We start from the raw sequence: 22,983 nt of genomic DNA on the forward strand, positions 1-22,983 counted from the left end.
GTGGTACGCTTATGGTAGAATAAGGTGACGTATAGAAAATGAAAACAATTGCTGTTGTAAACCAAAAAGGCGGGGTCGGTAAAACTACCACGGCTATTAATGTAGCAGTATATATAGCGCGTAGCGGAAAAAACGTCTTATTAGTAGACCTTGATCCACAGGGTAATGCCACCAGTGGCTTAGGTATAGATAAATACGAGTCAGACAAAAGCATATATGACGTACTGGTGAATGATACGAGCCCCGATATTGTGCGACATACTACTATTGAGAAAAACCTACATATTATTACGTCTAACCATAACCTTTCTGGGGCAGAAGTAGACCTTGTTTCAATAGCCAGACGAGAGTACCGTCTTAGCACAGCTTTGTCTGCTATCGAAAGCGAATATGACATATGTATTATCGATTGCCCACCATCACTAGGGCTTTTGAGTATAAATGGTTTGGTCGCTGCAGACTATGTATTGATACCAGTGCAAACTGAATACTACGCCATGGAAGGCATTGGCCAACTGGTGCAAACCATTCAGCGTATTCAACAAACGCTTAATCCTACGCTTAGTATTGTAGGAGTCGTCATGACGATGTACGATACCAGAACATCATTAAGTTCGCAGGTAAGGGCAGAAATAGAGCGAGTCTTTGGTGATTTAGTCTGTAAAACAGTTATTCCGCGTAATGTTCGTTTGGCAGAGGCACCCAGCCATGGTAAATCAATTGCTACGTATGATAAATGGTCAAAAGGAGCGCGGAGCTATAAATCGCTCGCAAAGGAGGTGATGCAACGTGTCTAAAAAAGGGTTAGGAAGAGGCTTTGATAGTTTAGTACCAGAAGGTACGAATATAGACGGTGTGACGATTCCAAAAAATGAAAAAATACATAAGCTTGCCATAGATATTGTTCAGCCAAAAAGCAATCAACCTCGGCAGCTGTTTGATGAACAACAATTGCAACAACTGGCTTTGAGTATTGAAGCACAAGGGATACTACAACCAATTATTGTTGCAGAAATTGAACATAATTTGTATTCAATTATTGCAGGTGAACGCAGATGGCGCGCCGCCCAACTTGCTGGGCTACGTCATGTCCCAGCTATCATAAAAGACGTTGACCCGCTGCAACACTTAGAGCTTTCACTGCTAGAAAATGTACAACGTGCAGATTTAAACGCCATAGAAACCGCCAAAACAATTCAACGGCTTCATGTTGAATACCAGCAAAGCTACGAAGACATCGCCCTACGGCTAGGTAAAGGCTACACAACCGTCGTTAATGCTGTACGGTTATTGCAATTACCAGAACCAATGCAACAAGCACTAATGAAGGGCGACATATCAGAAGGTCACGGCAGGGCCTTATTGTCTTTAGCAAAACATCCACATGCTCAAATGGTGTTATTTAAAGCGATTCAAACCAAAAAATTGTCTGTCCGCCAGACAGAAGCCTTAGCAGCGAATGCAAAGCTAGATGCCGAGCGTACCAAAACAAAAGACGATGCAAAAAAATCAGTAACAAGTACGCAACTATCTAAACAGCTCACCAAACACCTTGGCCTGGCGGTACGAGTGCCAAAGTCAAACAGTAAAGGGAAAATTACTATTAGCTATACTTCTCAAAAAGAGTTTGATCGTATAATACGGCATTTGCAAAAGTAGAAGAAAAAGTCTGGAACTCACTTAAGGGGAAGTAGCGCACCCATAATCTCCCTATTATGTTATCTATTGGTACCAAACCAAGCCCGCTATGGGAATCAAGTGAGCCACCGGGGCCTCGGTTATCACCAAGTACGAATAATTCACCTTGGCCAACGTCTTCGACGACTTTTTGGCCATCGCTATCTATTGGCTCTAGGGTGTTTTCGTGGTCGGTGCCTTTATCTGGGTTGAACCCACCAGGATTATCTATGTTATATATAGTGACGTTGCCGTTTTCTATCACAACTCTATCGCCTGGCAAGCCAATAACGCGCTTAATAAGTTGTGTGCCATCGTTGGTAGGTTTTTTAAATACAATTACTTCGTTTCTGGCAGGGGTATATTCTTTGTTTTGTAATTTTGCCATCGTTTTAGGGAGCTTTAATATAAAGACACGGTTCCCATTTTGAAGGGTAGGTTCCATGCTAGAGCCATCAACCACATAGCTCTGAAAGACAAATAATATCATTAACACCGCAAACAGGGGAGCAAGTATAAATAACAGTATGGTGTACAGCATATTTTGGCGCTCTTCACGCCTGCGTTGCTTAAGTTGAGCAGCTTGATCAGGTTGCTGGATATTTTGCGGCACTGGGTTATTGTTCACCATATGAGGCGCACTGTTAAACTGAGCAGGTTGCTCTTTTGTGATAGGATGCTCACTAGGCGGCTGTGGTAATGGCGGCGTAGATGGCTTAATATCAAAACTCTTCGGGTTATGTGGCTCGTTTGGTTGCATCGTCTACATTATTGTAAACCAAAAGCGTTACAATGTGCCAAAAAAAAGATTATTTGGTATAATGTATTGACGTACATATTATGGATAGATATAAGAAAATCAAGCCAAAAAATCAGTACTCAACAGATGGTTTTTTGGTTACCGGACCAAGAAAAGGCTTTCAGCCAAAGCGAACACCTGTAAATGCAACACCAAAGTCACCCCGCTTAAATCAGCTAGATAATTTTTCGGGACGTGATGGGTTTAGGGGGCAACGCACCCCCCAAATGCAAGAATCAGGTGATTTTGAGCATATAGAATTACCAGGTGATGATACACGTGCTACTTCTAGAAAAAGCTTTACATTAGATAGCTCTCAGTCATTGCACACACCACGCTACAAGCGATTATTTACAAAGAATAAATCAGGTAAGAAAAAACATAAAAGTAAGCGGCGGGCATATGCAAAAATGGCACTATTTTTTGTCATTGCAGGGGTAAGTATATTTGGTTTTATTTTTGGCAAAGCCTGGTGGGACGCTCATAAAGCCCTCGGTGGTGGTGGGTCGGCGCTCGCCATGTCTAAAGATATTGACCCAAACAGCTTAAACGGCGAAGGGGATGGCCGAATAAACGTGCTCTTGATGGGTAAGGGCGGGGATAAACACGAAGGTGGCCAGCTAACCGATACTATTATGATTGCCAGCATAGATCCTATAAATGATGGCGTGGTGATGCTGAGTATTCCACGCGATTTATGGGTAAAACCAGACGATTTGTGGCCCATGAAGATTAACGCCGTTTATAACAGTGCAAAAGAACAGGCACTCTATACGAACCCCAAAGATAAATCTGCTGCAGAAAAAACAGGTATTAACGCAACCAAAAAGGTTGTGCAAGATTATATGGGTGTCAATATTAATTACTACGCCATGGTAGACTTTACGGTATTTGAAGAATCGGTTAACACGCTTGGGGGCATTACGGTTAACTTGCCAGCTGCCTATAGCGACCCAACCATGAAGATAGGTAAGCAGTATCTTAACTTGCCAGCTGGCCCCAATGAGCTAGACGGTGGCCACGCCCTTGGGCTGGCGCGTTCACGATACGGTTCGTTTAAGGGGCAAGAAAGCAGAAACGACTTTGGCCGAGGCGAAAATCAACAACTTGTTTTAATTGCCATTAAAGACAAAGCCCTCAGCACCGGCACATTTGCCAACCCACTTAAAGTGTCGCAACTCGTTAGCGCGTTTGGTAACAGAGTCCAAACAAACTTTTCTACTGATGATTTAATGCGCTTGTATGAACTATCTAAAAAAATACCAAACGAAAACATTACCAATGTAGACCTCGCCATGAAAGACGAAGCAGTTGTTACAACGGGGTCTATTGGTGGCCAATCGGTTGTGTACCCAATTGCAGGTGTTGATGATTATTCAGAAGTAAAGAAATTTGTCCGCTTAAAACTTAAAGACGGTTTTATTATTAAAGAAAATCCTACTATTATTGTGCTGAATGCATCTGGTAAAGCGGGTGCTGCCACTAAGCGTGCCGATGAGCTAAAAAGCTACGGCTACAACGTAATACAGGTAGCAGATGCACCAGTCAGTAATGTACCTGTAACGCAACTGATAGACACCACAAAAGGTGCTAAAAAGTACACAAAACGTTACCTAGAACTTCGTTTTAATACACAAGCCGTTGGCAAGGCAGACGGTGTAGATATAAGCCCTTACATCGCTGATTACATTGTTATAATTGGCCAAAACGGGTAAGCTAAGTAGCGTCTATGGCCAAAAACTACTTACAATTCTTACGCCCAAAATCAGGTGTTTCTTCGTGGCTATATTTTGTATTAAACGCGGCGCTACCAATTTTAGTACTAGTTTTTGTCCGTTTAGACCTTGCAAGCATTGCATTTACATTAGTGCTGCTTTCTAAATGGCGCATATTTGCCATGCGTCCACGCTATTGGCTGCCAAACTTGCGTGCTAATTCGGTAGATATTTTTGTTGGACTATCTATTGTCGTTTTTATGTCTGGTACCAAAATTTTATTGGTTCAGCTACTATGGACGATATTCTTCTTGGTGTGGCTGTTGTGGCTTAAGCCAAAGTCTAGCCAAATATTTGTTATGATTCAGGCGCTGCTTGCTCAGATTATGGCACTGATTGCTTTTTATCAAGCATCACCAGACCACGCCATTGCCACAGGAGTGATAGCAGTATGGCTGATAAGCTATTTGTCGGCACGTCACTTTTTTGGAGCTTTTGAAGAACCATATACAATTCAGCTTAGCGCTATTTGGGGTTGGTTCGCTGCTACCCTTACGTGGGTGCTAGAACACTGGGTCATCATATATGTCACCGTTCCACAAGTTGCGCTCATTATTACGCTTGTCGGCTATATTTTAGCGTTGCTGTACTACTTGCACAGTAACGAAAAATTAAAAAATTCAGTAAAACATCAGCTTATTGGGTTTATAACTATATTATTGATAATTATCATTGCTTTTTCTGATTGGCAAGCAAAAACAATATAAATTGTAACAATTATAGAGAGGTATACCCGTCATGGCACCAGCACCGGTAAAACAAAGCGAACCAACCCCCAAGCGTCCTAAATCAACTACGTCAATACCAACCAGGGTAGCAGTTATTGTCGTTGCACTCGCCTTTATTAGCGGTATTGCTGGTGGCTTTTTAGGGAGTCGTTTAAACACCAGCCGAATTACATCCCTAGACAGTACAGCAACGCAACAAAAAATTGCCTCCAGTCAGAGTGAACTTATTAGCAATATCGCCAAAGATGTGAGCCCGAGTGTTGTTTCTATAAATGTAGAAAGTACGGTGGGCAATTCGTATTTTTACGGCGAACAAACCCAAAGTAGTGCCGGGACAGGTTTTATTATTTCTAGCGATGGTGTTATTGTGACCAATAAACACGTCATACCAGAAAACACGAGCAAAGTAGCCATTACGACCAGCGAAGGTACAGAGTACGATAATGTAGACGTGATAGCTCGTGACCCACGCTCTAATGTAGACTTGGCGTTTCTTAAAGTAAATGGCGCCAAAGATCTCAAGCCAGTTAAACTCGGCGATTCTAGCCAAATGGTTGTTGGCGATAGTGTTATCGCTATTGGCTATGCACTTGGTCAGTTCCAAAACACTGTAACCAGTGGCATCATTTCTGGGCTAGGTAGGCCAGTAACAGCCAGCGACGGCAGCGCAACAAGTGCCGAATCACTCACTAATTTGTTTCAAACCGATGCAGCAATAAACCCAGGCAACTCTGGTGGCCCACTGCTTAACATGAGTGGCGAAGTCATTGGCATAAACACAGCAGTAGCTGGCGATGCAGAAAACATTGGCTTTGCTATTCCTATAAACGACGTAAAGCCGCAAATAACCAGCATACTAGAAAAGGGTAAGCTCGAAGTACCATACTTGGGTGTGCGGTATGTCATGTTAACAGAAGCGCTGCAGCAACGTTTTGAATTAGCACGCAGTAGTGGTGCATGGCTGAAAGCTGGTAACGAAGCTCAAGCGGTGGTAAATGGAAGTCCAGCAGATAAAGCTGGCCTAAAAGAAGGTGACATTATATTCAAGGTAAATGGCGAAGAAGTAACTATAGAAAAACCACTTGCTTCTGTATTAAGCAAATATAATGTTGGCGATGAAATAGAACTTACCTACAACCGTGATGGTAAAGAGCAAACTGCCAAAGCAACCATAGAAGTCGCCCCATCCACAAATTAGTATTTTGTATTTAATATGTAGTAGTTTGTGGAGAACTTTAGCTCATTACAGACTTCTTAAAAACCTGGATGAACCCAGCATTATCTATAGCTGTAAGGCCGGCTTTTTGGTAGTGGTCGCAAATTTCTTCTTGTTGTTCAATAAGAGATTCAACAAAAATCAAGCCGTCTTTGGTAAGGCTTTTTTTGGCTTGGTCTGCAAGTCGAAAAATCAGCGCCAAGCCGTTTTTGTCCGCAAAAATAGCCCGTTGTGGTTCGCTAAGTACCTCGGCTGAAACGGAATAGTCTTTTGGTACATACGGCAAGTTTGCAAAAATATAGTCAAAACAACCCGGTACGGTATGTAGCAGGTTTGATTGAATACACTGTATGGTAACCGCATGGTTTTTTGCATTTGTAGCAGCTACGCGTAAAGCCGCCTTGGATACATCTGTTACATAGACAGACAAAGCAGGGAACTCTTTTTTTGCACTAATTGCTAAAATGCCGCTGCCTGTACCGATATCTATGAGTTTGTGGCCTTTTGTTGGCGGATAGTGTTTTAGAAGATTAATAAAATCTTCAGATTCTGGGCGTGGTATCAGCACGTTGGGAGTCACTAAAAAATTACGTCCATAGAACTCTTTTGTGCCCATAATATATGCTATCGGCTCGTGATTACAACGTCGTTTCAGGGCTGTAGCAAGGGTAGCTATATCGGCTGACGAAAGGGCAGTTTCGGGATGTGCAAGAATAGCGGCTTTGTCTTGTTTTGTTACATAACTCATTAGCACTAGGGCATCGAGCCGCGCAGTTGTTATAGCGCATTTCAGTAACGCTTTTGTTGCGTTGGCAATCCACTCACCTTGTGTCATATCGCCCATTCTAGCACACCACTTGACACCATATAATAAAAGTACTATAGTTTTCATATCAAATGAGTGAAAATACACAATCTTTGCCACTAGCAGAAAGACGTGCAGCAAAAGAAAAAAAACGACAACATGAAGAAATAACAAGAATGTTCATTGTTTTTTCCATTGGCGTAGCTGCTATATACGGCCTTATAACAAGTGGCTATATAGACAATCCACTTACTGAATTACACCAAGACACCTCAATCACCGTCGAAGACACCAGTGCTAATAAATAGTATATAGCACACACAAAAATTGACAAAATAGCTAAAAAATGCTACAATGTATATTGAATAAGGTATAGATTATGGCAGAGATACTACAGGGAAATATTCCTAAAAACGAAGCTGATGCCAACCCCGAATCCGCGCGTCGCGCGAAATTAAATCGTATTTTTGGAGTAATTGCAATATTTGGTTTTTTAGGAAATGCTGGTGTGGCTTATTTAGGTTACCAACAGCTCAATAATACAGAAAAGAGCAATGCAGAAAGCACTTCAATAGGGAGGCTGAAGCAAAACTTACCAAGATTGACAGAGTGTGATGGCACTACGCTTCACACTAGAGAAGAGCTTGATAGTGAAGATATAGCTAGTATGTGCGAAACACTTATTAAGGTAATGAGTACTTTGGGCATAGATGAAGATATTTATTACGATGATATACCCGAAGGCCATAATCGCTCTGCTTTTGTAGAAACAAGTAAAGGTGAGTTTATTGTATTAGAAGCAAGCCCGTATAATATTCCGGCAAACAAAACGCAGGATGTGTTACTGCACGAGGCTATCCACGCGGCATATGATGAGCTCGTTAATGAAGTGCTTGAAAATGAAGAAAATAATATCGAAGGTCGAGCTGACTTTGTGTTAAATAACCTAGTATCAGCATTTAGAAGCCTACAGAAAATCAACAATGACATATCCAGCAATGGCATCGAGAAGAACACAGATCAAAGAGAGGTGTGTACTACTGTATGGAGTACATTCACCGAAGGTTGTTTTGCTCGTGATTTTAGCGGAGATGATACAACCTATGGCCATCCGTTTGACGATATCACCGAGTTGACAGCATCAGGAACTAACCTGCTTGCTGGGCTTGATAAAGATGCCTCAAAGTGGTGGTTCAGAACAAGTCTAAAGAACGCAGACAAGGCAGAAAAAACCACAATCCGTCAAGCGATTATTGCTGTACTTGATTTTATCTTTTACGTAACAGAAGGTCAGCCAGAAAAGATAGTCAAGGACTACGATTCACTAATGACTAAGTATTCTTAAATTGGGAGTAGCACGCAATAACGTAATTAGTTCAACACCTTTGCAACACTCGCTGGTGTTCTACACTCTAAGCTCAAGTGTAGCCTTTCTTCGTTGTAGTAGGCAAGGTAGTTTGCTACCTTGCCATATAGTTCTTTAGAGAATGGATTTGTGGAACCAATACATTCTTCTTGTATTGTCCGGTTGAACCGCTCTATGTGAGCATTGTCATTCGGTCGTCGCACTCTACTGTGACGTACTGTCGTACCTTGCGCTTTAAGTAGCTCTTCAAAGTTCTTACTAAATTCGGGTCCATTGTCAGCCTGGACGGTTTTGAAACGGAACTGAGCATAGGCCTGGCCTCGCTGGATGACTGCAGCGGCTACACGCTGGCTGAGCACAGTACTGTATTCGGCATACGCCCAACGAGAGTAAACATCAACCAGTGTATACAAATAGCTCCGCTTTTTTGTTCGGTGATCATACAGGTGTACCGTGTCGGTTTGAATGAAGTCACCTGGACACTGTACATCTGGGCGCGGTAGTGGCGGACGCCACCGACGTTGCCACTTTTGTCGTACCACCAACCCGAGTCGGTACAATACCCGACGAACCGTACTGAGTGACACTTCGGTACCTTCTTGTTTGCAGTAGGCGTGAACAATTGTTGCGCAACGGTTGTACTTAGTGCGGTAATACCGAATGCGTTCAACAACCATATTGGGTACTGCCCGACCAAAGAAATGAGGTCGGCTACTGTTGGTAGGTATACGCCACGTACAAGCTGCGAGACGAAAGCTGCTGGGCACTTGGGAATCTGAGTTTCTTTTTGGTCGGTTGACATTGGTGAGCTGAACATTCTGGTTTAGTAGCTCCCATTTGCGTAGCCAACGCCATAAGGTTGTGCGGTGGACTCCACATCTTCTTGCAGCAATTGTCAAAGGCATACTTTGCTCAATGACGAGCCTAACGGCTTCTGCTCTCGCTTTAGGTAGTAATGGGTTGCTAGAATAGCTCATGTGGCTGTTCTCCTGTTTAGATTAGTACACTTACAGTGTAGAACAGCCACATGTTATGTGTTGCAAAGCTGTTGAGTCATTACGCAAAGCTTGACTAATTAGCACTAGCATGATACTATAGGTTTATAAAGTAACAATAAATAGATAAATAATGACATCACCAGAATCCATCTCACCAGAATTTGCCGCCAGATTGGCAGAAAAAGAACAAGCAAGAAAACGTACAGAATTAAAAAGAGCATTGGCGCTATTTGCGTTTGCGCTAGCAGCTGTCTTCTTTGCATCGCAAGAGGGACTTATTGATAACCCGTTTGCCACACACCCAGATTCTTCTGTATCTATAGAAGATGGTCCAGATACTTCACGCCACACCATACCTACTGGAACAGAACGTTAGTACACTGTAAAAATTTGACAAAACACTAGCATTATGCTACTATGTTCTATAACGACTGACAAACAAAAACTACTAAAAAATAAAAAAGGAATAAATTAATGAGCCACGAACAAGTACCAGTACGTGATCCAAAAGGAGAACACGAAGTAGATAGTAGCTGGGATTTAGACAAAGCAAGTAAATTAGCACCACTGCTATTACAAGATAAAGGATTTCGTAATAAAATGAATGATTTATCTAGAGATCCTGAGAATTTATCTTTAAAGCTAGAAACAGATGAGGCCGCGGAAGGCTTAATAAGATTTACAGAAATGCTGTATGATGAAATACCTGAGTTGTTTGAAAATATACCTGATGAGCAGAAAGATGACGTCGCACGAGAACTATACGGCCTTGCCAGAAAAGAGGCTGAAAAGACACAAGATGCAGAACGATACGAAGTGTGTGCTGCAGAAATACGTGAATGGCATAAAAAGAAGATGCCTATGGGCGTTGCTATGAGTTTGGGATATGGCGAATTTCTTAGTAGAAGGGAAATCGATTTTGCGCCAGATATTGCACTTCAAATGAAAAATATTCTTAACCACTACGAGATGTCAGATTCTGATAAGTCATTAGCAATGATTGCTTTGTTTGAAACTCTTCGTGACGAAGCAAATGTCGCATCACACGACGCAGGCTCTGCCTATGAAGAATTATTTGATAAATTCTTACCTACTACTGAAAAATAAGAAGAGTAAATAAGTTTGAAGAATTGTATAAGTCATTAGTCTTAGGTGAGATAACAGTAATATACTCTGAAAATTTGACAAAACACTAGCATTATGCTACTATTGATGCTAACGACTGACAAACAAAAACTAATAAAAAATAAAAAAGGAATAAAAAAATGAGCGAACAAATGCCCATGCAAAGTGAAGTAAATACACAATTAGATAAAAAACCTGATACTGTCGTAGATCCTCAAAAAGCTGAAATTATGGCATATGCAGAAAATCCTATCAGGTCATCTGCGATATTAAAAAGAGAGATAGTTGATACGCTTGAAGAAGCAGCTAAACTTAATCCAGCTAAGACTTTTAATTCTGTAAATAGCCTAGCTGATTACTTTGTAGAATTGGGTTCTCAGTCCGAAGACAATCCTTTTATAAATTGGAATACTGAATATGCCGATGCTGTGGCGAACAGAATAATCAAAGCTCAATATGGAGATAAGACTGAACTTACGGTTATTGATGTAATTAATTACTTTGAATCTGATGCAGAATACTTAGACATAGATGCTAATATGGAGGGTGAGCGTGCTTCCGATTCATTTGATGCGTTACAAAAACGAATGGGTGAAATAGCTGCTAGCAGAAAAGGAAAGTATACCAGGACTTCATTATAATAGTTTAGGGTACTAAGTTCTAACGCAATACATCATTATAACGGATGGGTGACCATCCGTTGTTAATTTATTCTTATAATTCAAATCCTAACCTCTAAAATCTAGTTATTTTCTTGGAGGGCGTGGCGTTCGGCGTTTGCGAGTTCATCTATAGGGTCTTGAATATCACCAGCCACAGTAAATGGTATTTCACAAAATATTAATTTCTAAGTAGTTATTAAGCAAACTGGTCATAGTGTTTGTGGTTGCGTCGCCTTAAGACAGTAGGATACTATTACCCTTATTAAATATGAGGTTAAGAGTGAAGGCCAATAAAAAAAATGAGTTAGTGCGAAATAAACAAAAAGCATGGTATATGGCTCATGCCGAAAAACCTTATCAGGAACGGATTATTGCAGCTGAACAAATAGAGAGCATGGCCATTGATTTACAAGAATTTCACCAAGAAGATATAGTAGTTTCAAAAAAGACAATGCAAAAAATGATGGGTGTAGGCAGGCTCGCTTTATTAAGATACTGGCTAAGAGGTGAGCCGTCGTACTATATTTCGCAGTGCGGAAAAACAGCAATCATAAGTACCATAGATTTTATCTATTACGGGCAAGCTAAAGAGCTGTCAGCTTCTGAAATAGAATATCAGGCAGAAGGTCTTGTAGGTCAGCTAGAAGTGTGGTCAACAACAAATGCTAAAACAGCTTGGCGAATGCACAAAATAACATCCAATATCTAGTATCCATAATCTAATATCTATAATCCAATACTAATAATCTATGCGCTGTCTTGTAAGGCGTGGCGTTCGGCGTTGGCGAGTTCGTCAATAAGGTCTTGAATATCACCAGCCAGCGCGGCAGGGATATTGCTGCGGCTGTAGCCTATGCGGTGGTCCGTAATACGGTCTTGCGGAAAGTTATAGGTGCGGATTTTTTCGCTGCGGTCGCCGCTGCCAATAAGTTTTTTGCGGGCATCGCTGAGCTGTTTTTGCTCATCGTCTATCTTCATTTGCATTAACCGTGCCCGTAGCACGCCCATTGCTTTATCTTTGTTTTTGATTTGGGACTTTTCGTCTTGGCAGGTAACAACAAGGCCAGTAGGTACGTGGGTAATACGCACAGCACTATCTGTTGTGTTTACACTTTGGCCGCCATGGCCGCTAGCTCTATATACATCTACCCGTAAGTCACTGGGGTTAAGCTCTATGTCTGTTTCTTCTGCTTCTGGTAACACAGCCACAGTTGCTGTGCTGGTGTGTATGCGGCCTTGGCTTTCTGTAACTGGTACGCGTTGCACGCGGTGTACGCCGGCTTCATACTTATATGTTTTGTAGGCATCGCTCCCACGAATGGCAAAAATAATTTCTTTAAAACCGCCAGATTCTGATGGGCTTTCGCTAATGAGCTCGATTTTAAAACTGTGGAGTTCGCCGTAGCGAACATACATACGATACAGATCTGCACTAAACAGTGAAGATTCATCGCCACCGGCACCTGCCCGAATTTCTATAATACAGTCGCGTTCGTCGTTTGGATCTTTTGGGGTGAGGGCAGCGTCTAGCGCTTCACTTAGGGTAGCAAGTTTGGTGGTGAGTTCGGTTACTTCTATTTCTGCAAGTTCGGCAAGGTCGCCACCACTGCTTAGCAGTTCTTTTGCTTCTGTAAGCTGTTCTTGGGCTGCGATGTAATCATCATATAAGGCGATGGTAGATTCTAAATAATTTTGGCGTTTGGCAAGTTTTGGGTATTCTGGGCTACTAAAAATAGCAGTGTCATTAAGGCGACCTTTTAGTTCGGCAAGTTCTGCACGGAGGGTATGAATTTTTTGTTCCATATTTATATAGTTTACAGCTAATCTGTAGGTATTATCAAAAACATATTAGTATTTTTCATTTTTGTGTGGTCAAAAACGAACCAAAAACCCACAGGGCGCCCAGCTCCCAATACTCATCTGCTAGTAACTTCTACATAGCACAAAAAGGACTCCTTGCAGTCGGTCTGGCACTTGTTATTTTAGGAAGTGCCAGACCACTCTTTTTGTATTGGCCATGCTAGAAGTTACATCAGCTGAATCAATAGTGAGCCGAGATGCCCAGACCCAGCAGTCCGCTAGCAGACTCAATGTTGCAAAGAAGGTATCCATAATGATGAGCTCATAACGGATTACGTTTTGCCGTAAGCTGTGTACGGACGGCTTCTATGCAGCTGTTTTTACAGGTTTTTCTGGTTCTGCTTTGGCTTCGTCTTTGCTTGGTTTTTTGGCGCGAGTTTTGCTGGCAGATTTAATGCGGTCTTGTTGCGCTTTTTTGGCAGCTTCTTGGCGGGCCTTAAAGCGATCTACACGACCTTCCATGTCTAGCATCTTTTCTGTACCAGTGTAAAATGGGTGGCTACTGCTACTAATGTGAACTTTTACTAGTGGGTACTCTGTGCCGTCTTCCCACTTGGCGGTTTCTTCTGAACGCACAGTGCTGCGAGTTAATATACGCGTGCCGTCGTTTAAATCTTCAAAAATTACCAGACGGTAATCTTTGGCATGAATATCTTTTTTCATAATATTGTACGTACCTCTGACCAATTAGTTGGCTGTTGGTTAGCAGCAGGTCAATCGCTGCAGGCAACAGGTGAATATATCTAGCATATAGTAACAGATAGGACGACTTCTTTCAATAGAAGAATAATGCATTACAACGACCAATGGTTTAGTACTCGCGGTACTACTGTTGAATTAGCGTGCTGCATCTGTTATACTAGGTGTACACATTAATTTAACGAAGCAATCTGCATATATATCCTCCCCACTCGGGGCGAATGTAGATGAAGGGAGAAGGATATCATGGCGACAAAACCTGATATTAAGGCCTTGCTAGAAGCGGGCGCACATTTTGGTCACAAGACCAGTCGGTGGCATCCAAAGATGGCACCATATATTCATAGTAAAAGAGGCGGTATACATATTATTGACCTCACAAAAACAGTCGAACAGCTAGAAAAAGCGATTGCTTTTGCAGAAAAGCAAACTGCTGCAGGCCACCAAATATTGTTTGTTGGTACAAAACGCCAAGCCAAAGACATTGTAAAGACAGCAGCCGTATACGCTGGCCAGCCATACGTTGTTGAACGATGGTTGGGCGGTATGCTTACCAATTCAACAACAACCAACGCACGCATCAAAAAGCTCAAAGACCTAGAAGGCAAAATGGAAAGTGGCGAGCTTGCCAGCAGGTATAACAAGCTAGAAGTTCAACGGTTCCAAGAGCAAATAGATGCCATGAACCATAACTATGGTGGCATAAAAGACATGAACGGTCGCCCGGGGGCTGTTTTTGTAACAGATATCCTAGAAGATCAAAACGCCGTGAATGAAGCTATTAAACTAAACATTCCGGTCATTGCAATTGTAGATACCAACACAGACCCAAGCAAAATAGAGTATCCTATTCCTGCTAATGATGATGCAGTAGGTACGTTGCAGTTGATTGTGAATTACATTGCAGATGCAGCACAAGAAGGTCGTGGTAAAAAAGTAGCAAAGGCAGCTGAATAAAAGGGGGTAAGTATGGCAATTGATATAGATACAATTAAGCGACTACGCGAACTAACAGGTGTTGGTATTACCGATGCCAAAAAAGCTCTGGTAGAAGCAGAGGGCGATTTTGATAAAGCCTTGGCTGCTATGCGTAAAAAAGGCATGACCAAAGCAGAAAAACGTGGTGAACGCGAAGCCCGCGCCGGGGTTATAGGAAGTTACCTACACGATGGCCGAATAGGCGTACTTGTAGAAGTAAACTGCGAAACAGACTTTGTGGCACGGAACGAAAACTTTACGACTATTGTAAAAGACGTGGCAATGCACATTGCAGCTAGCTCACCAGAATTTGTAAGCCCAGATAACATACCAGAACAAGCCAAAGCAGAAAAACGAGCCGAATTTACAGAAAAGGTAAAAGCAGAAGGCAAGCCAGATAAAATGGTGCCACAAATTGTAGACGGTATGCTGAATAAATATTTTGCAGAACGCTGCCTATTAGAACAACCGTTTATTAAAAACCCAGACATTACAGTAGACCAGTACGTTAAAGAGGGCATCGCAAAACTAGGTGAAAACATAGTAGTGCGTCGGTTTAGCCGTATGGCACTTGGCGAAGTTGTTTAAAAAAAGCTCGCTTAACAAATAATACCACTGCTGCACCAACGCTGTTTGGTATATACTAAGAATATAGTAATGGGGGAATCATGAGTCCAAACCAATTAGTAGAAGATGCAAAGACCAAACTAGCTACGGCCGTAAACCATTTTAATGACGAAATCAAAAAATTACGGACTGGTCGGGCGCACCCGAGCATGCTCGATGGCATTACGGTACTAGCATATGGTACTCCCATGCCGTTAAACCAAGTCAGCAACGTAACTGCACCAGAAGCGCAACAGCTACAAATCACTCCGTTTGACCCCAGTAACATCCAGGCGATTTCTGATGCGATACGCAATGATCAGTCACTAGGGCTTAACCCAGCAGATGATGGTCGGGTTGTGCGAATTTCTATTCCACCACTCACCACAGAACGTCGGCAGCAAATTGTAAAACAGCTTAACGAAAAGACAGAAGAAACGCATATTGCATGTAGAAATATTCGCCACGAAGCATTAGACTCTGCCAAGCAAGCTAAAGCAGATAAAGATATTAGTGAAGACGATTACACCAGAATAGAAAAGCAAGTAGAAGATTTAATGACCAAAACTAAACAAGACATAGAAACAGCCACCAAAGCCAAAGAACAAGAGATAATGACGGTATAATCACGCAATCTAATGGCTAAAACAAAACTATCAAGATGTGAGGATGAAATAACATATGGTTCATAACAATACACAACCACAGCATGTGGGTATAGTCCTTGACGGCAACCGCCGTTGGGCCAAGCAGCATGGTGTGTCTGCCCAAGAAGGCCACAAGCAAGGGTTCGAAACGTTTCGGCGAATTGCCGATGCTGGTCTTGCACGGGGCATACCTTACTTAAGTGTTTTTGCTTTTTCTACAGAAAACTGGAACCGCGCCAAAGACGAAGTATCTTTTTTAATGCGCTTTATACAGATTGTTATGAATAAATACATAAGCGAACTTACCAAAAAAGATATACGCTTTATTTGGCTAGGTAGCGAAGAAGGGCTGGACGCCAAAATTATTAAGCAATTACGCCGCGCCGAAGAATCATCTAAAAATAATACTACAGCAACATTTTGTTTGTGTTTTAACTATGGTGGCCAACAAGAAATAGCCGATGCAGCTGCCAAGCTCGCAGCAACGGGAACGCCAATTACGCAAGAGAGCATAGAAACTGCACTGTATGGCGGAAGTGCTGTGCCCCCTGTAGATTTACTTATACGGCCATCAGGCGAAATGCGCATTAGTAATTTTATGTTATGGCGGGCAGCTTATAGCGAGCTGTTTTTTACCGACAAGCTCTGGCCAGATTTTACACCAGAAGATTTAGACGAAGCCTTAGCTGCGTATGCTTCACGCCATAGGAGGTTTGGCGCGTAATGTGGTTAATTGTTTTAGGCTTATTTTTGTTTGTGCTACTTATAGTGCTGCACGAATACGGCCACTTTTTGGTAGCAAAACGTAACGGGGTAGATGTAGAAGAATTTGGTATAGGCTTTCCACCAAAACTATTTGGCAAAAAGTTGGGCAAGGGCATTTTTGAAGGCTATTACACAATTAACTTGTTACCACTTGGTGGTTTTGTGCGGCTAAAAGGCGAAGAAGACGCTGCTACAGAAAAAGGTTCGTTTGGCTCGGTGGGTTTATCGGCTAAATTGCGTATTATGTTGGCAGGTGTAGCGGTCAATTTACTTGCAGCGCTGGTGTTCTTTACTATTGTTGCGTGGGTGGGGATGCCACAAGTAATCCCTAATCAATTTAGTGTGCCATCAGATAGCACGGTGCTCCGTAACGATATATTTGCTGGCTATGTAGACGCAGACTCACCTGCAGCGCAAGCAGGTTTGCAGGTAGGCGACACCATCGTATCTCTTAACAACCAACCAATTACCAACGAAGCATCGGTACGCGAAGTAGCATCTGCAAATGCAGGGAACACGGTGCCTATTGTTTATGAACGTGATGGTCAAACTACCATGGCGACTACAACGCTGCTTAGTGAACAACAAGTAGCAGACAGTAAAAATACCGATACACCAAAGGGGTATTTGGGGGTTGTCCCAAGGAAATATACCCTTATACAATCTACGTGGTCGGCACCCATTGTAGCGGTTGGTGTATCTGCACAGCTGACTCATCTTACACTTAAAGCACTTGGCGAAGCACTTTATAATTTAGTTTCTGCATTTTTTAGTGCAATAACTGGTAACACCAAAGAAGCACGGCAAGAAGCCTCTAAAGCGGGCGAAAACGTGTCTGGACCAGTAGGTATATTTGCCATCTTGCAGCAAGGAACAGATTTAGGCTACCAATTTATACTATTTGTTGTTGCTGTTATTAGCCTTACTTTGGCTATTATGAACTTTTTGCCAATCCCAGCCTTAGACGGTGGTCGGGCATTTGTAATGCTCCTTTTTAAGGCGATGAAAAAACCACTTACTCCAGACTTAGAAGCACGTATACATGGCACCGGGTTTGCTGCGTTAATGATATTATTTGTTGTAATAACGGTGGTTGATATACGCCGCTTTTATTAGCGATTCATGCCTATGGACACGCTTATAAAAAACAAAAAACGAATCGTTGTACCATGGGATGCTCGGTATGCGTATAGCGTCACTATTTTGGCGTATGTTGTTTCGCAGCTTTTTACAACGCTGCCACTACTCGTAGCACTGTTTTTTACGAATTGGTCCACAATAGAAGATAGTTTATTAGATCAACCCTGGATGAGCCTGAGTCTAACAGGGGTAGGGGCGGTTGGTATTTTTGTTGTTTTGTATTACTTTTTGCATAAAAAAAAGTATGGTTTTTCGCAACTAAAGCTACAAAAGGGGTTGCCACTTAAATCGTTATTGCTTGTTGCAGGAACGTATATTGTGTACATCTTGCTTAGTGTTGCCGTGGCAGCTATTGTGCAGGCGCTGTTTCCATCTTTTAATGCAGATCAAGAACAGCTGGTTGGTTATAAAAATGCCGTTGGCTGGCAATTAATCTTAGCGTTTGTTGGCTTGGTGGTGGTGCCACCAATTGCAGAAGAGATGTTATTTAGAGGCTTTTTATACCAAGGGCTGCGTGACCACTGGAATAAACATGCCACGTTATGGTGGGGTTTTGGCGTAGCTATTGCCGTGGCACTACTAGCAGGTGCTGTCGCCGGCATTATTGTAGCGCTGCTCATAGTTGTATCTATAGTTATTGGTAAAAAGCATCCAGCACGTGCTGCGGCCATTGTTACCAGTGTGCTTTTTGGCTTGGTACATATGCAGTGGAACATTAGTATAGATACGTTTATATTTTCTTTTGCGCTAATATACGTGTTTGAGAAAACACAAAATTTGTGGGCGGCGATTGTGCTGCATGCGCTTAAGAATGGAATTGCGTTTGTAGGATTATTTATTTTATCTTAAGCAAATATTTTCATTTTTGTGTGGTCAAAAACGAACCAAAAACCCACTGGGCGCTCAGCTCCCAATACACATCTGCTTGTAACTTCTACATAGCACAAAAAGGACTCCTTACAGTCGGTCCGATTCTTGTTAATAAAGACGAATCAGACTATTCTTTTTGTCTTGGCCATGCTAGAAGTTACATCATCTGAATCAATAGGGCGCTGAGATGCCCAGACCCAAGCGCACATTACGACAGGTTCGTAATTAAAAACATAACGCTACAGATAGCGTAGGTACGCTATCTGTAGCGTAGTGCTAGCTTTTTTAAAAATATTACTTAAACTTCTTTTTCCTTGGATATGTCAAAAATACGACACGCAAATCAACTGTGCAGAACAAGGCTATATCCACATTGCATGCACAGAAGATTGAATTGACATCACATTAGTTATGGATTATTGAAGTTAACATAGTAGAATAGTATTAATGAGTAAAAAAATTCTTGAGGGTGTTGGAGTTTCTCCTGTATTTAAGGGTTCGAACTATGCACTGTACTTGCATGATTCTATTGAGCTTATAAAACAGCTACCAGAAAATAGTATAGATATGATTTTTGCGGATCCTCCATACAATTTATCTAATGGTGGCTTTACTGTACATGCAGGCAAAAGAGTCAGCGTTCATAAAGGCGACTGGGACAAAAGTAATGGTGTAGAAGACGATTATATTTTCCACCATAACTGGATAAAAGAGTGTTATAGAATTTTAAAGCCTGAAGGAACTATATGGATAAGTGGCACCTACCACTCCATATACCAGTGTGGCTATGCGTTACAACAAGTTGGTTATAAAATTTTAAACGATATAAGTTGGTTCAAGCCTAATGCATCACCCAACTTAAGTGGTAGATACTTTACTGCGAGCCATGAAACATTGATTTGGGCAAGGAAAGATCATAAATCAAAACATGTTTTTAATTACCAAGATATGAAAAATGGTGAGTGGCACGTGGTTGATTTAATAAAAAAAGAAGGCAAACAGATGAGAAGTGTTTGGGCTATTGGGACGCCCAAACAGGATGAAAAAAAATATGGTAAGCATCCTACGCAAAAACCATTAGCACTATTGGAAAGAATTATATTAGCCTCAACACACCCATCTCATGTAATACTTGATCCATTTACTGGAAGCTCAACTACAGGTGTGGCTGCTCTTAAGTTTGGAAGAAAATTTATTGGTATTGATCTTGAAAAAGAATATTTAAATGTGTCAAAAAGTCGTTTAGAGGACGTAACTATTTAAAGGAGAAATAATGATAGAAGGTGGTATCGGCGGTGCAAATACTAAAACTGGAATCATATTTGAAGGACGCGTAGATCTACTCACTAAATTCAAGACACTTGATAGATATTCTGTTAAAGAAAACATTATTTTGTACGATAAAAAAGAGGTTGCGCGTTACTACAAGAAACGATCACTTTATAAATTACTCGAAGAAAATAATATTAACTATAAAGATTATATCTCTAAGCGGCTAGAACCTGATAACGCCATTTATGTCATCAAAGACAATACACTAAATGTCATAGAAATGAAGTTTCAAAGAGTTGCGGGATCTGTAGACGAGAAGCTACAAACCTGCGATTTTAAGAAAAAACAGTATAAAAAATTATTCTCAGCACTGAATTATGAGGTTGAATACATCTATATATTAAGTGATTGGTTTAGAAAAGAAGAGTACAAGGATACTCGCGACTATATTATTTCTGTTGGTTGTAAGTTATATTTTGAATATTTACCTCTAAATGAAATTGGCTTACCTGTGCCAGATGAAAGTCAATAATTAATATAAAGCTGCAACAGGAAATTATAACAAGTGAATTTAAAAGATATTATAATACCGTCACAATTTAGCAAATCAGATATTATTGAAGCATATATTTTTGGAAGTACCGCTAAAAATATTGATGGTCACGATAGAGATATTGCTTTATTTATCAGAAGTAATCACCCATCTTTTATACAAATGGGTAATGAATATAATTTGTATAATAATAATCTTGAGTATCATGTACTGCCTTATAATGACCAAGGCAAATCAATCTTTTATGCGATGTTGGAAATGAAAGATTATAAATATGGCACAGGTAAAGGTGTAGCTATCTCGGTAGATATAGATGAGAATACTGATGCAATGTAGAGGGTACTTATCTTAAAAGTTGTATAATTAGTATATATGTCACAAGAAGTATTAAGGCAATCTGATGACGATTTGCCGATTAATGTAGATGAGCTTCTCATAGAAATACAACTAGCTGCGAAAGAGCTCGGCAATGGGCGTAAGCATATGGATGAACGCCGTAAAATAGCTTATAGGTATATTATTAAAGAAAATATAATTGCACTGGGGCTAGACCCCCAGAACTACTACGGCGATTACCGCGCATTGCTACAGGCTCGCCCTTCAAGTCAAATTGTTGACGAAAACTAATTTTAGTAACAAATATTTATCTGATTCATTATTAAGCTTTTATTGAACTCTGCTGATGCCCAGTGGGTTTTTGGTTCGTTTTTGACCACACAAAAATGAAAACCAGAATAAATAGAGGTTCTTAAAATCAATGATGTTTATTTAGTATCCTTCATTGAACGATTGGCTGGGTCTGGGCATCTCGGCTCACTATTGATTCAGCTGATGTAACTTCTAGCATGGCCAAGACAAAAAGAGTAGTCTGACACTTCCCAAAGTAACAAGTGTCAGACCGACTGTAAGGAGTCCTTTTTGTGCTATGTAGAAGTTACTAGCAGATGAGTATTGTGAGCTGAGCGCCCAGTGGGTTTTTGGTTCGTTTTTGACCACACAAAAATGAAAAGTAATATAAGTAATATAGGTACTAAAAAGTACCAGAAATAAGTTGTAGTGTATCTACAAATTATTAATTTATGAAAAGACTATAAAAAGAGTATTTATTTTCCGTATGTTTTAGGAGTACTATTAGCCATATGGACTATAAAACTATGCAACAACAGGCACTACAGATAAGTAACTTGTACGATATGTTAAATAAAAAACATGCACAAAAAATATGGAACGAACAAGATGTTATGGCAGGTTTTGTGGGTGACGTAGGAGATTTATCTAAATTAATATTGGCAAAGAATAATTTGCGTAGTAAAGACAACGTAGACGAAGCTTTAGCGCACGAACTGAGTGATTGTTTATGGTCTTTGCTTGTGCTGGCAGACAAGCTTGGTATAGATTTAGACCAGGCATTCATAAAAACAATGGATAGCCTAGAACAAAAGCTTACTCAAAAACTGTAGAGCAAGTAGTAGCAAAAATATTCGTTCATTATATGGAAGACTACAATTACGAAAGTGGCTCATTTATTCCTGCTATACCTGTTATTTATATAATGGTGCGCATACGGCAATACAGGGAAATGCTAGCAAAACATATGGCACTCGCAAGCGAAGAAGCAGAATGGCGCTACACTGCCACCATGAATTAACACATAAGAGTTAGATTTTATAGCTAGGAAGAATTAGTAGAATCATTTGGTTTGGCAATGCAAAAGCCTCGTATATACTTATGCTTATGGACGATACCATGCAAGAATTTGTTAGTTGGCTAAAAACTGATCTTACTCATTTTGCAGCACTGGTAGAAGAAGGTTCGGTAGCTACAGACGACCCCAAGCAAGACGGCTATAGCGATATGATTTGCAGATAGTTGTATATAAAGATATTACAAGCGAAATGTTGGCGGTACGAAACTGGCTACAGCAACATCCGCTTGGCGATAATTACTTGTTGAGTCCACGTGTATATGAAGAATTTATCGTAGGTGATACATTAAATGATTTATCACTAAAATTTAGATCTAGAACCATTGCTGGCAGGGACGTGGTCGCAGAAAAGCTGCCACCGAGTAGGGAAGCTGCCATAAAAATTGGGTACGATGGTTTACAATATTTGGTTAAACGATTAGAGCGCCGCTGGCTAAACTTAGCCCACTGGTCAAATGATTACTCACGCCATAAAAACTATGAAATATATAAAAACTTCTTTGTGTATTTTGCGGCTCTACACTATGGCAAAACGGGGCACTATCCTAATAGTAGAGCAGACGTAGCAGAAGTCATGCCAGATCAACAATTAGCCCATAATGTATTATTAGTAACCAACGATATCGCCAATGCCAGCAAAGACCAACAAAACCTCGCATTAGAATCTGCCATACAAATCATCCAAAAAATGTAGTCGTAAAAAAATTAACACAAAACATTTTTACATAAATATTTGT

29 protein-coding genes are annotated in these 22,983 nt (G+C 40.9%); 24 read left to right on the forward strand and 5 right to left on the reverse strand.

Annotated features, from left to right (window positions below; genetic code table 11):
• Nucleotides 1-38: 38 nt before the first annotated feature.
• Together H6795_00045 and H6795_00050 are read left to right on the forward strand one after the other, a co-directional pair.
• The gene (locus H6795_00045; GenBank protein MCB9816912.1) at nucleotides 39-797 is read left to right on the forward strand and encodes a ParA family protein; all 759 of its coding nucleotides are present in this window, start codon (nucleotides 39-41) and stop codon (nucleotides 795-797) included.
• On the forward strand, nucleotides 790-1,659 hold the full coding sequence (locus tag H6795_00050) for a ParB/RepB/Spo0J family partition protein (GenBank protein ID MCB9816913.1): 870 nt from the start codon (nucleotides 790-792) through the stop codon (nucleotides 1,657-1,659). Before H6795_00045 ends, H6795_00050 begins: the two co-directional genes overlap by 8 nt.
• Here H6795_00050 and lepB read toward each other — a convergent pair.
• Complete coding sequence (gene lepB, locus H6795_00055; protein ID MCB9816914.1) at nucleotides 1,604-2,437, reverse strand: signal peptidase I; 834 nt, start codon at nucleotides 2,435-2,437, stop codon at nucleotides 1,604-1,606. The two genes, H6795_00050 and lepB, sit on opposite strands and share 56 nt — an antisense overlap.
• Nucleotides 2,438-2,517: 80 nt before the next feature.
• Between lepB and H6795_00060 the strand changes: the two genes are divergently transcribed.
• The 3 genes from H6795_00060 to H6795_00070 are packed head-to-tail and all read left to right on the forward strand — an operon-like array spanning nucleotide 2,518 to nucleotide 6,177.
• The gene (locus tag H6795_00060) at nucleotides 2,518-4,191 is read left to right on the forward strand and encodes an LCP family protein (GenBank protein MCB9816915.1); all 1,674 of its coding nucleotides are present in this window, start codon (nucleotides 2,518-2,520) and stop codon (nucleotides 4,189-4,191) included.
• A gap of 14 nt (nucleotides 4,192-4,205) precedes the next feature.
• Nucleotides 4,206-4,958, forward strand: a complete 753-nt coding sequence (locus tag H6795_00065; protein MCB9816916.1) for a hypothetical protein — start codon at nucleotides 4,206-4,208, stop codon at nucleotides 4,956-4,958.
• 31 nt (nucleotides 4,959-4,989) lie between these two features.
• A complete protein-coding gene (locus H6795_00070; GenBank protein ID MCB9816917.1) occupies nucleotides 4,990-6,177 on the forward strand; it encodes a trypsin-like peptidase domain-containing protein in 1,188 nt (395 codons plus the stop codon).
• Between the two features lie 37 nt (nucleotides 6,178-6,214).
• Here H6795_00070 and prmC read toward each other — a convergent pair whose 3' ends face one another.
• Nucleotides 6,215-7,087, reverse strand: coding sequence for a peptide chain release factor N(5)-glutamine methyltransferase (prmC, locus tag H6795_00075; GenBank protein ID MCB9816918.1), 873 nt, complete (start codon nucleotides 7,085-7,087; stop codon nucleotides 6,215-6,217).
• 5 nt (nucleotides 7,088-7,092) lie between these two features.
• Here prmC and H6795_00080 point away from each other — a divergent pair, with 5 nt between their 5' ends.
• Both H6795_00080 and H6795_00085 read left to right on the forward strand, forming a co-directional pair.
• Nucleotides 7,093-7,308 (forward strand): hypothetical protein, encoded by a 216-nt coding sequence (locus H6795_00080; protein MCB9816919.1) that lies wholly within the window; start codon nucleotides 7,093-7,095, stop codon nucleotides 7,306-7,308.
• Between the two features lie 71 nt (nucleotides 7,309-7,379).
• Nucleotides 7,380-8,345 carry a hypothetical protein gene (locus H6795_00085; GenBank protein ID MCB9816920.1) on the forward strand — a complete coding sequence of 322 codons (966 nt, stop codon included), beginning with the start codon at nucleotides 7,380-7,382 and terminating at the stop codon, nucleotides 8,343-8,345.
• Between the two features lie 26 nt (nucleotides 8,346-8,371).
• On the opposite strand, the gene H6795_00090 is transcribed toward H6795_00085, so the two are convergent.
• Nucleotides 8,372-9,343, reverse strand: a complete 972-nt coding sequence (locus H6795_00090) for a DDE-type integrase/transposase/recombinase (protein MCB9816921.1) — start codon at nucleotides 9,341-9,343, stop codon at nucleotides 8,372-8,374.
• A 151-nt stretch (nucleotides 9,344-9,494) separates the two neighbouring features.
• Between H6795_00090 and H6795_00095 the strand changes: the two genes are divergently transcribed.
• The 4 genes from H6795_00095 (at nucleotide 9,495) to H6795_00110 (ending at nucleotide 11,860) form a co-directional block, all read left to right on the forward strand.
• Complete coding sequence (locus H6795_00095; protein ID MCB9816922.1) at nucleotides 9,495-9,740, forward strand: hypothetical protein; 246 nt, start codon at nucleotides 9,495-9,497, stop codon at nucleotides 9,738-9,740.
• Nucleotides 9,741-9,838: 98 nt separating this feature from the next.
• Nucleotides 9,839-10,471 carry a hypothetical protein gene (locus H6795_00100; GenBank protein MCB9816923.1) on the forward strand — a complete coding sequence of 211 codons (633 nt, stop codon included), beginning with the start codon at nucleotides 9,839-9,841 and terminating at the stop codon, nucleotides 10,469-10,471.
• A 158-nt stretch (nucleotides 10,472-10,629) separates the two neighbouring features.
• On the forward strand, nucleotides 10,630-11,130 hold the full coding sequence (locus tag H6795_00105; protein MCB9816924.1) for a hypothetical protein: 501 nt from the start codon (nucleotides 10,630-10,632) through the stop codon (nucleotides 11,128-11,130).
• Between the two features lie 301 nt (nucleotides 11,131-11,431).
• On the forward strand, nucleotides 11,432-11,860 hold the full coding sequence (locus tag H6795_00110) for a hypothetical protein (protein ID MCB9816925.1): 429 nt from the start codon (nucleotides 11,432-11,434) through the stop codon (nucleotides 11,858-11,860).
• 38 nt (nucleotides 11,861-11,898) lie between these two features.
• On the opposite strand, the gene prfA is transcribed toward H6795_00110, so the two are convergent.
• Entirely contained in the window at nucleotides 11,899-12,954 is a 1,056-nt protein-coding gene (gene prfA, locus H6795_00115) for a peptide chain release factor 1 (GenBank protein ID MCB9816926.1), read from the reverse strand.
• Between the two features lie 363 nt (nucleotides 12,955-13,317).
• A complete protein-coding gene (locus tag H6795_00120; protein ID MCB9816927.1) occupies nucleotides 13,318-13,674 on the reverse strand; it encodes a type B 50S ribosomal protein L31 in 357 nt (118 codons plus the stop codon).
• Nucleotides 13,675-13,956: 282 nt separating this feature from the next.
• On the opposite strand from H6795_00120, the gene rpsB reads away from it, so the two are divergent.
• From rpsB to H6795_00185, 13 genes are all read left to right on the forward strand, one after another.
• Nucleotides 13,957-14,667 carry a 30S ribosomal protein S2 gene (rpsB, locus tag H6795_00125; GenBank protein ID MCB9816928.1) on the forward strand — a complete coding sequence of 237 codons (711 nt, stop codon included), beginning with the start codon at nucleotides 13,957-13,959 and terminating at the stop codon, nucleotides 14,665-14,667.
• A 12-nt stretch (nucleotides 14,668-14,679) separates the two neighbouring features.
• Complete coding sequence (locus H6795_00130; GenBank protein MCB9816929.1) at nucleotides 14,680-15,276, forward strand: elongation factor Ts; 597 nt, start codon at nucleotides 14,680-14,682, stop codon at nucleotides 15,274-15,276.
• Between the two features lie 80 nt (nucleotides 15,277-15,356).
• Nucleotides 15,357-15,920 (forward strand): ribosome recycling factor, encoded by a 564-nt coding sequence (frr, locus tag H6795_00135; GenBank protein MCB9816930.1) that lies wholly within the window; start codon nucleotides 15,357-15,359, stop codon nucleotides 15,918-15,920.
• A 55-nt stretch (nucleotides 15,921-15,975) separates the two neighbouring features.
• Nucleotides 15,976-16,665, forward strand: coding sequence for a di-trans,poly-cis-decaprenylcistransferase (uppS, locus tag H6795_00140; protein MCB9816931.1), 690 nt, complete (start codon nucleotides 15,976-15,978; stop codon nucleotides 16,663-16,665).
• The gene (locus H6795_00145; GenBank protein MCB9816932.1) at nucleotides 16,665-17,822 is read left to right on the forward strand and encodes a site-2 protease family protein; all 1,158 of its coding nucleotides are present in this window, start codon (nucleotides 16,665-16,667) and stop codon (nucleotides 17,820-17,822) included. The genes uppS and H6795_00145 overlap by 1 nt, the downstream gene beginning before the upstream one ends.
• A gap of 12 nt (nucleotides 17,823-17,834) precedes the next feature.
• Nucleotides 17,835-18,695, forward strand: a complete 861-nt coding sequence (locus H6795_00150) for a CPBP family intramembrane metalloprotease (protein MCB9816933.1) — start codon at nucleotides 17,835-17,837, stop codon at nucleotides 18,693-18,695.
• 468 nt (nucleotides 18,696-19,163) lie between these two features.
• Nucleotides 19,164-19,979: a site-specific DNA-methyltransferase gene (locus H6795_00155; protein MCB9816934.1), complete on the forward strand. Its 816-nt coding sequence runs from the start codon at nucleotides 19,164-19,166 to the stop codon at nucleotides 19,977-19,979.
• Nucleotides 19,980-19,989: 10 nt separating this feature from the next.
• Nucleotides 19,990-20,520 carry a hypothetical protein gene (locus H6795_00160; GenBank protein ID MCB9816935.1) on the forward strand — a complete coding sequence of 177 codons (531 nt, stop codon included), beginning with the start codon at nucleotides 19,990-19,992 and terminating at the stop codon, nucleotides 20,518-20,520.
• Nucleotides 20,521-20,553: 33 nt separating this feature from the next.
• On the forward strand, nucleotides 20,554-20,877 hold the full coding sequence (locus H6795_00165; GenBank protein ID MCB9816936.1) for a hypothetical protein: 324 nt from the start codon (nucleotides 20,554-20,556) through the stop codon (nucleotides 20,875-20,877).
• Between the two features lie 36 nt (nucleotides 20,878-20,913).
• Nucleotides 20,914-21,168: a hypothetical protein gene (locus H6795_00170; GenBank protein ID MCB9816937.1), complete on the forward strand. Its 255-nt coding sequence runs from the start codon at nucleotides 20,914-20,916 to the stop codon at nucleotides 21,166-21,168.
• A gap of 512 nt (nucleotides 21,169-21,680) precedes the next feature.
• Nucleotides 21,681-22,001, forward strand: a complete 321-nt coding sequence (locus H6795_00175; GenBank protein MCB9816938.1) for a nucleotide pyrophosphohydrolase — start codon at nucleotides 21,681-21,683, stop codon at nucleotides 21,999-22,001.
• Nucleotides 22,002-22,033: 32 nt separating this feature from the next.
• Nucleotides 22,034-22,189, forward strand: a complete 156-nt coding sequence (locus H6795_00180; GenBank protein ID MCB9816939.1) for a hypothetical protein — start codon at nucleotides 22,034-22,036, stop codon at nucleotides 22,187-22,189.
• Between the two features lie 211 nt (nucleotides 22,190-22,400).
• Nucleotides 22,401-22,940, forward strand: coding sequence for a hypothetical protein (locus tag H6795_00185; protein MCB9816940.1), 540 nt, complete (start codon nucleotides 22,401-22,403; stop codon nucleotides 22,938-22,940).
• Nucleotides 22,941-22,983: the final 43 nt, after the last annotated feature.

The organism is Candidatus Nomurabacteria bacterium (assembly GCA_020631975.1).
In the GTDB taxonomy this organism is placed as follows: domain Bacteria; phylum Patescibacteriota; class Saccharimonadia; order Saccharimonadales; family CAIOMD01; genus JACKGO01.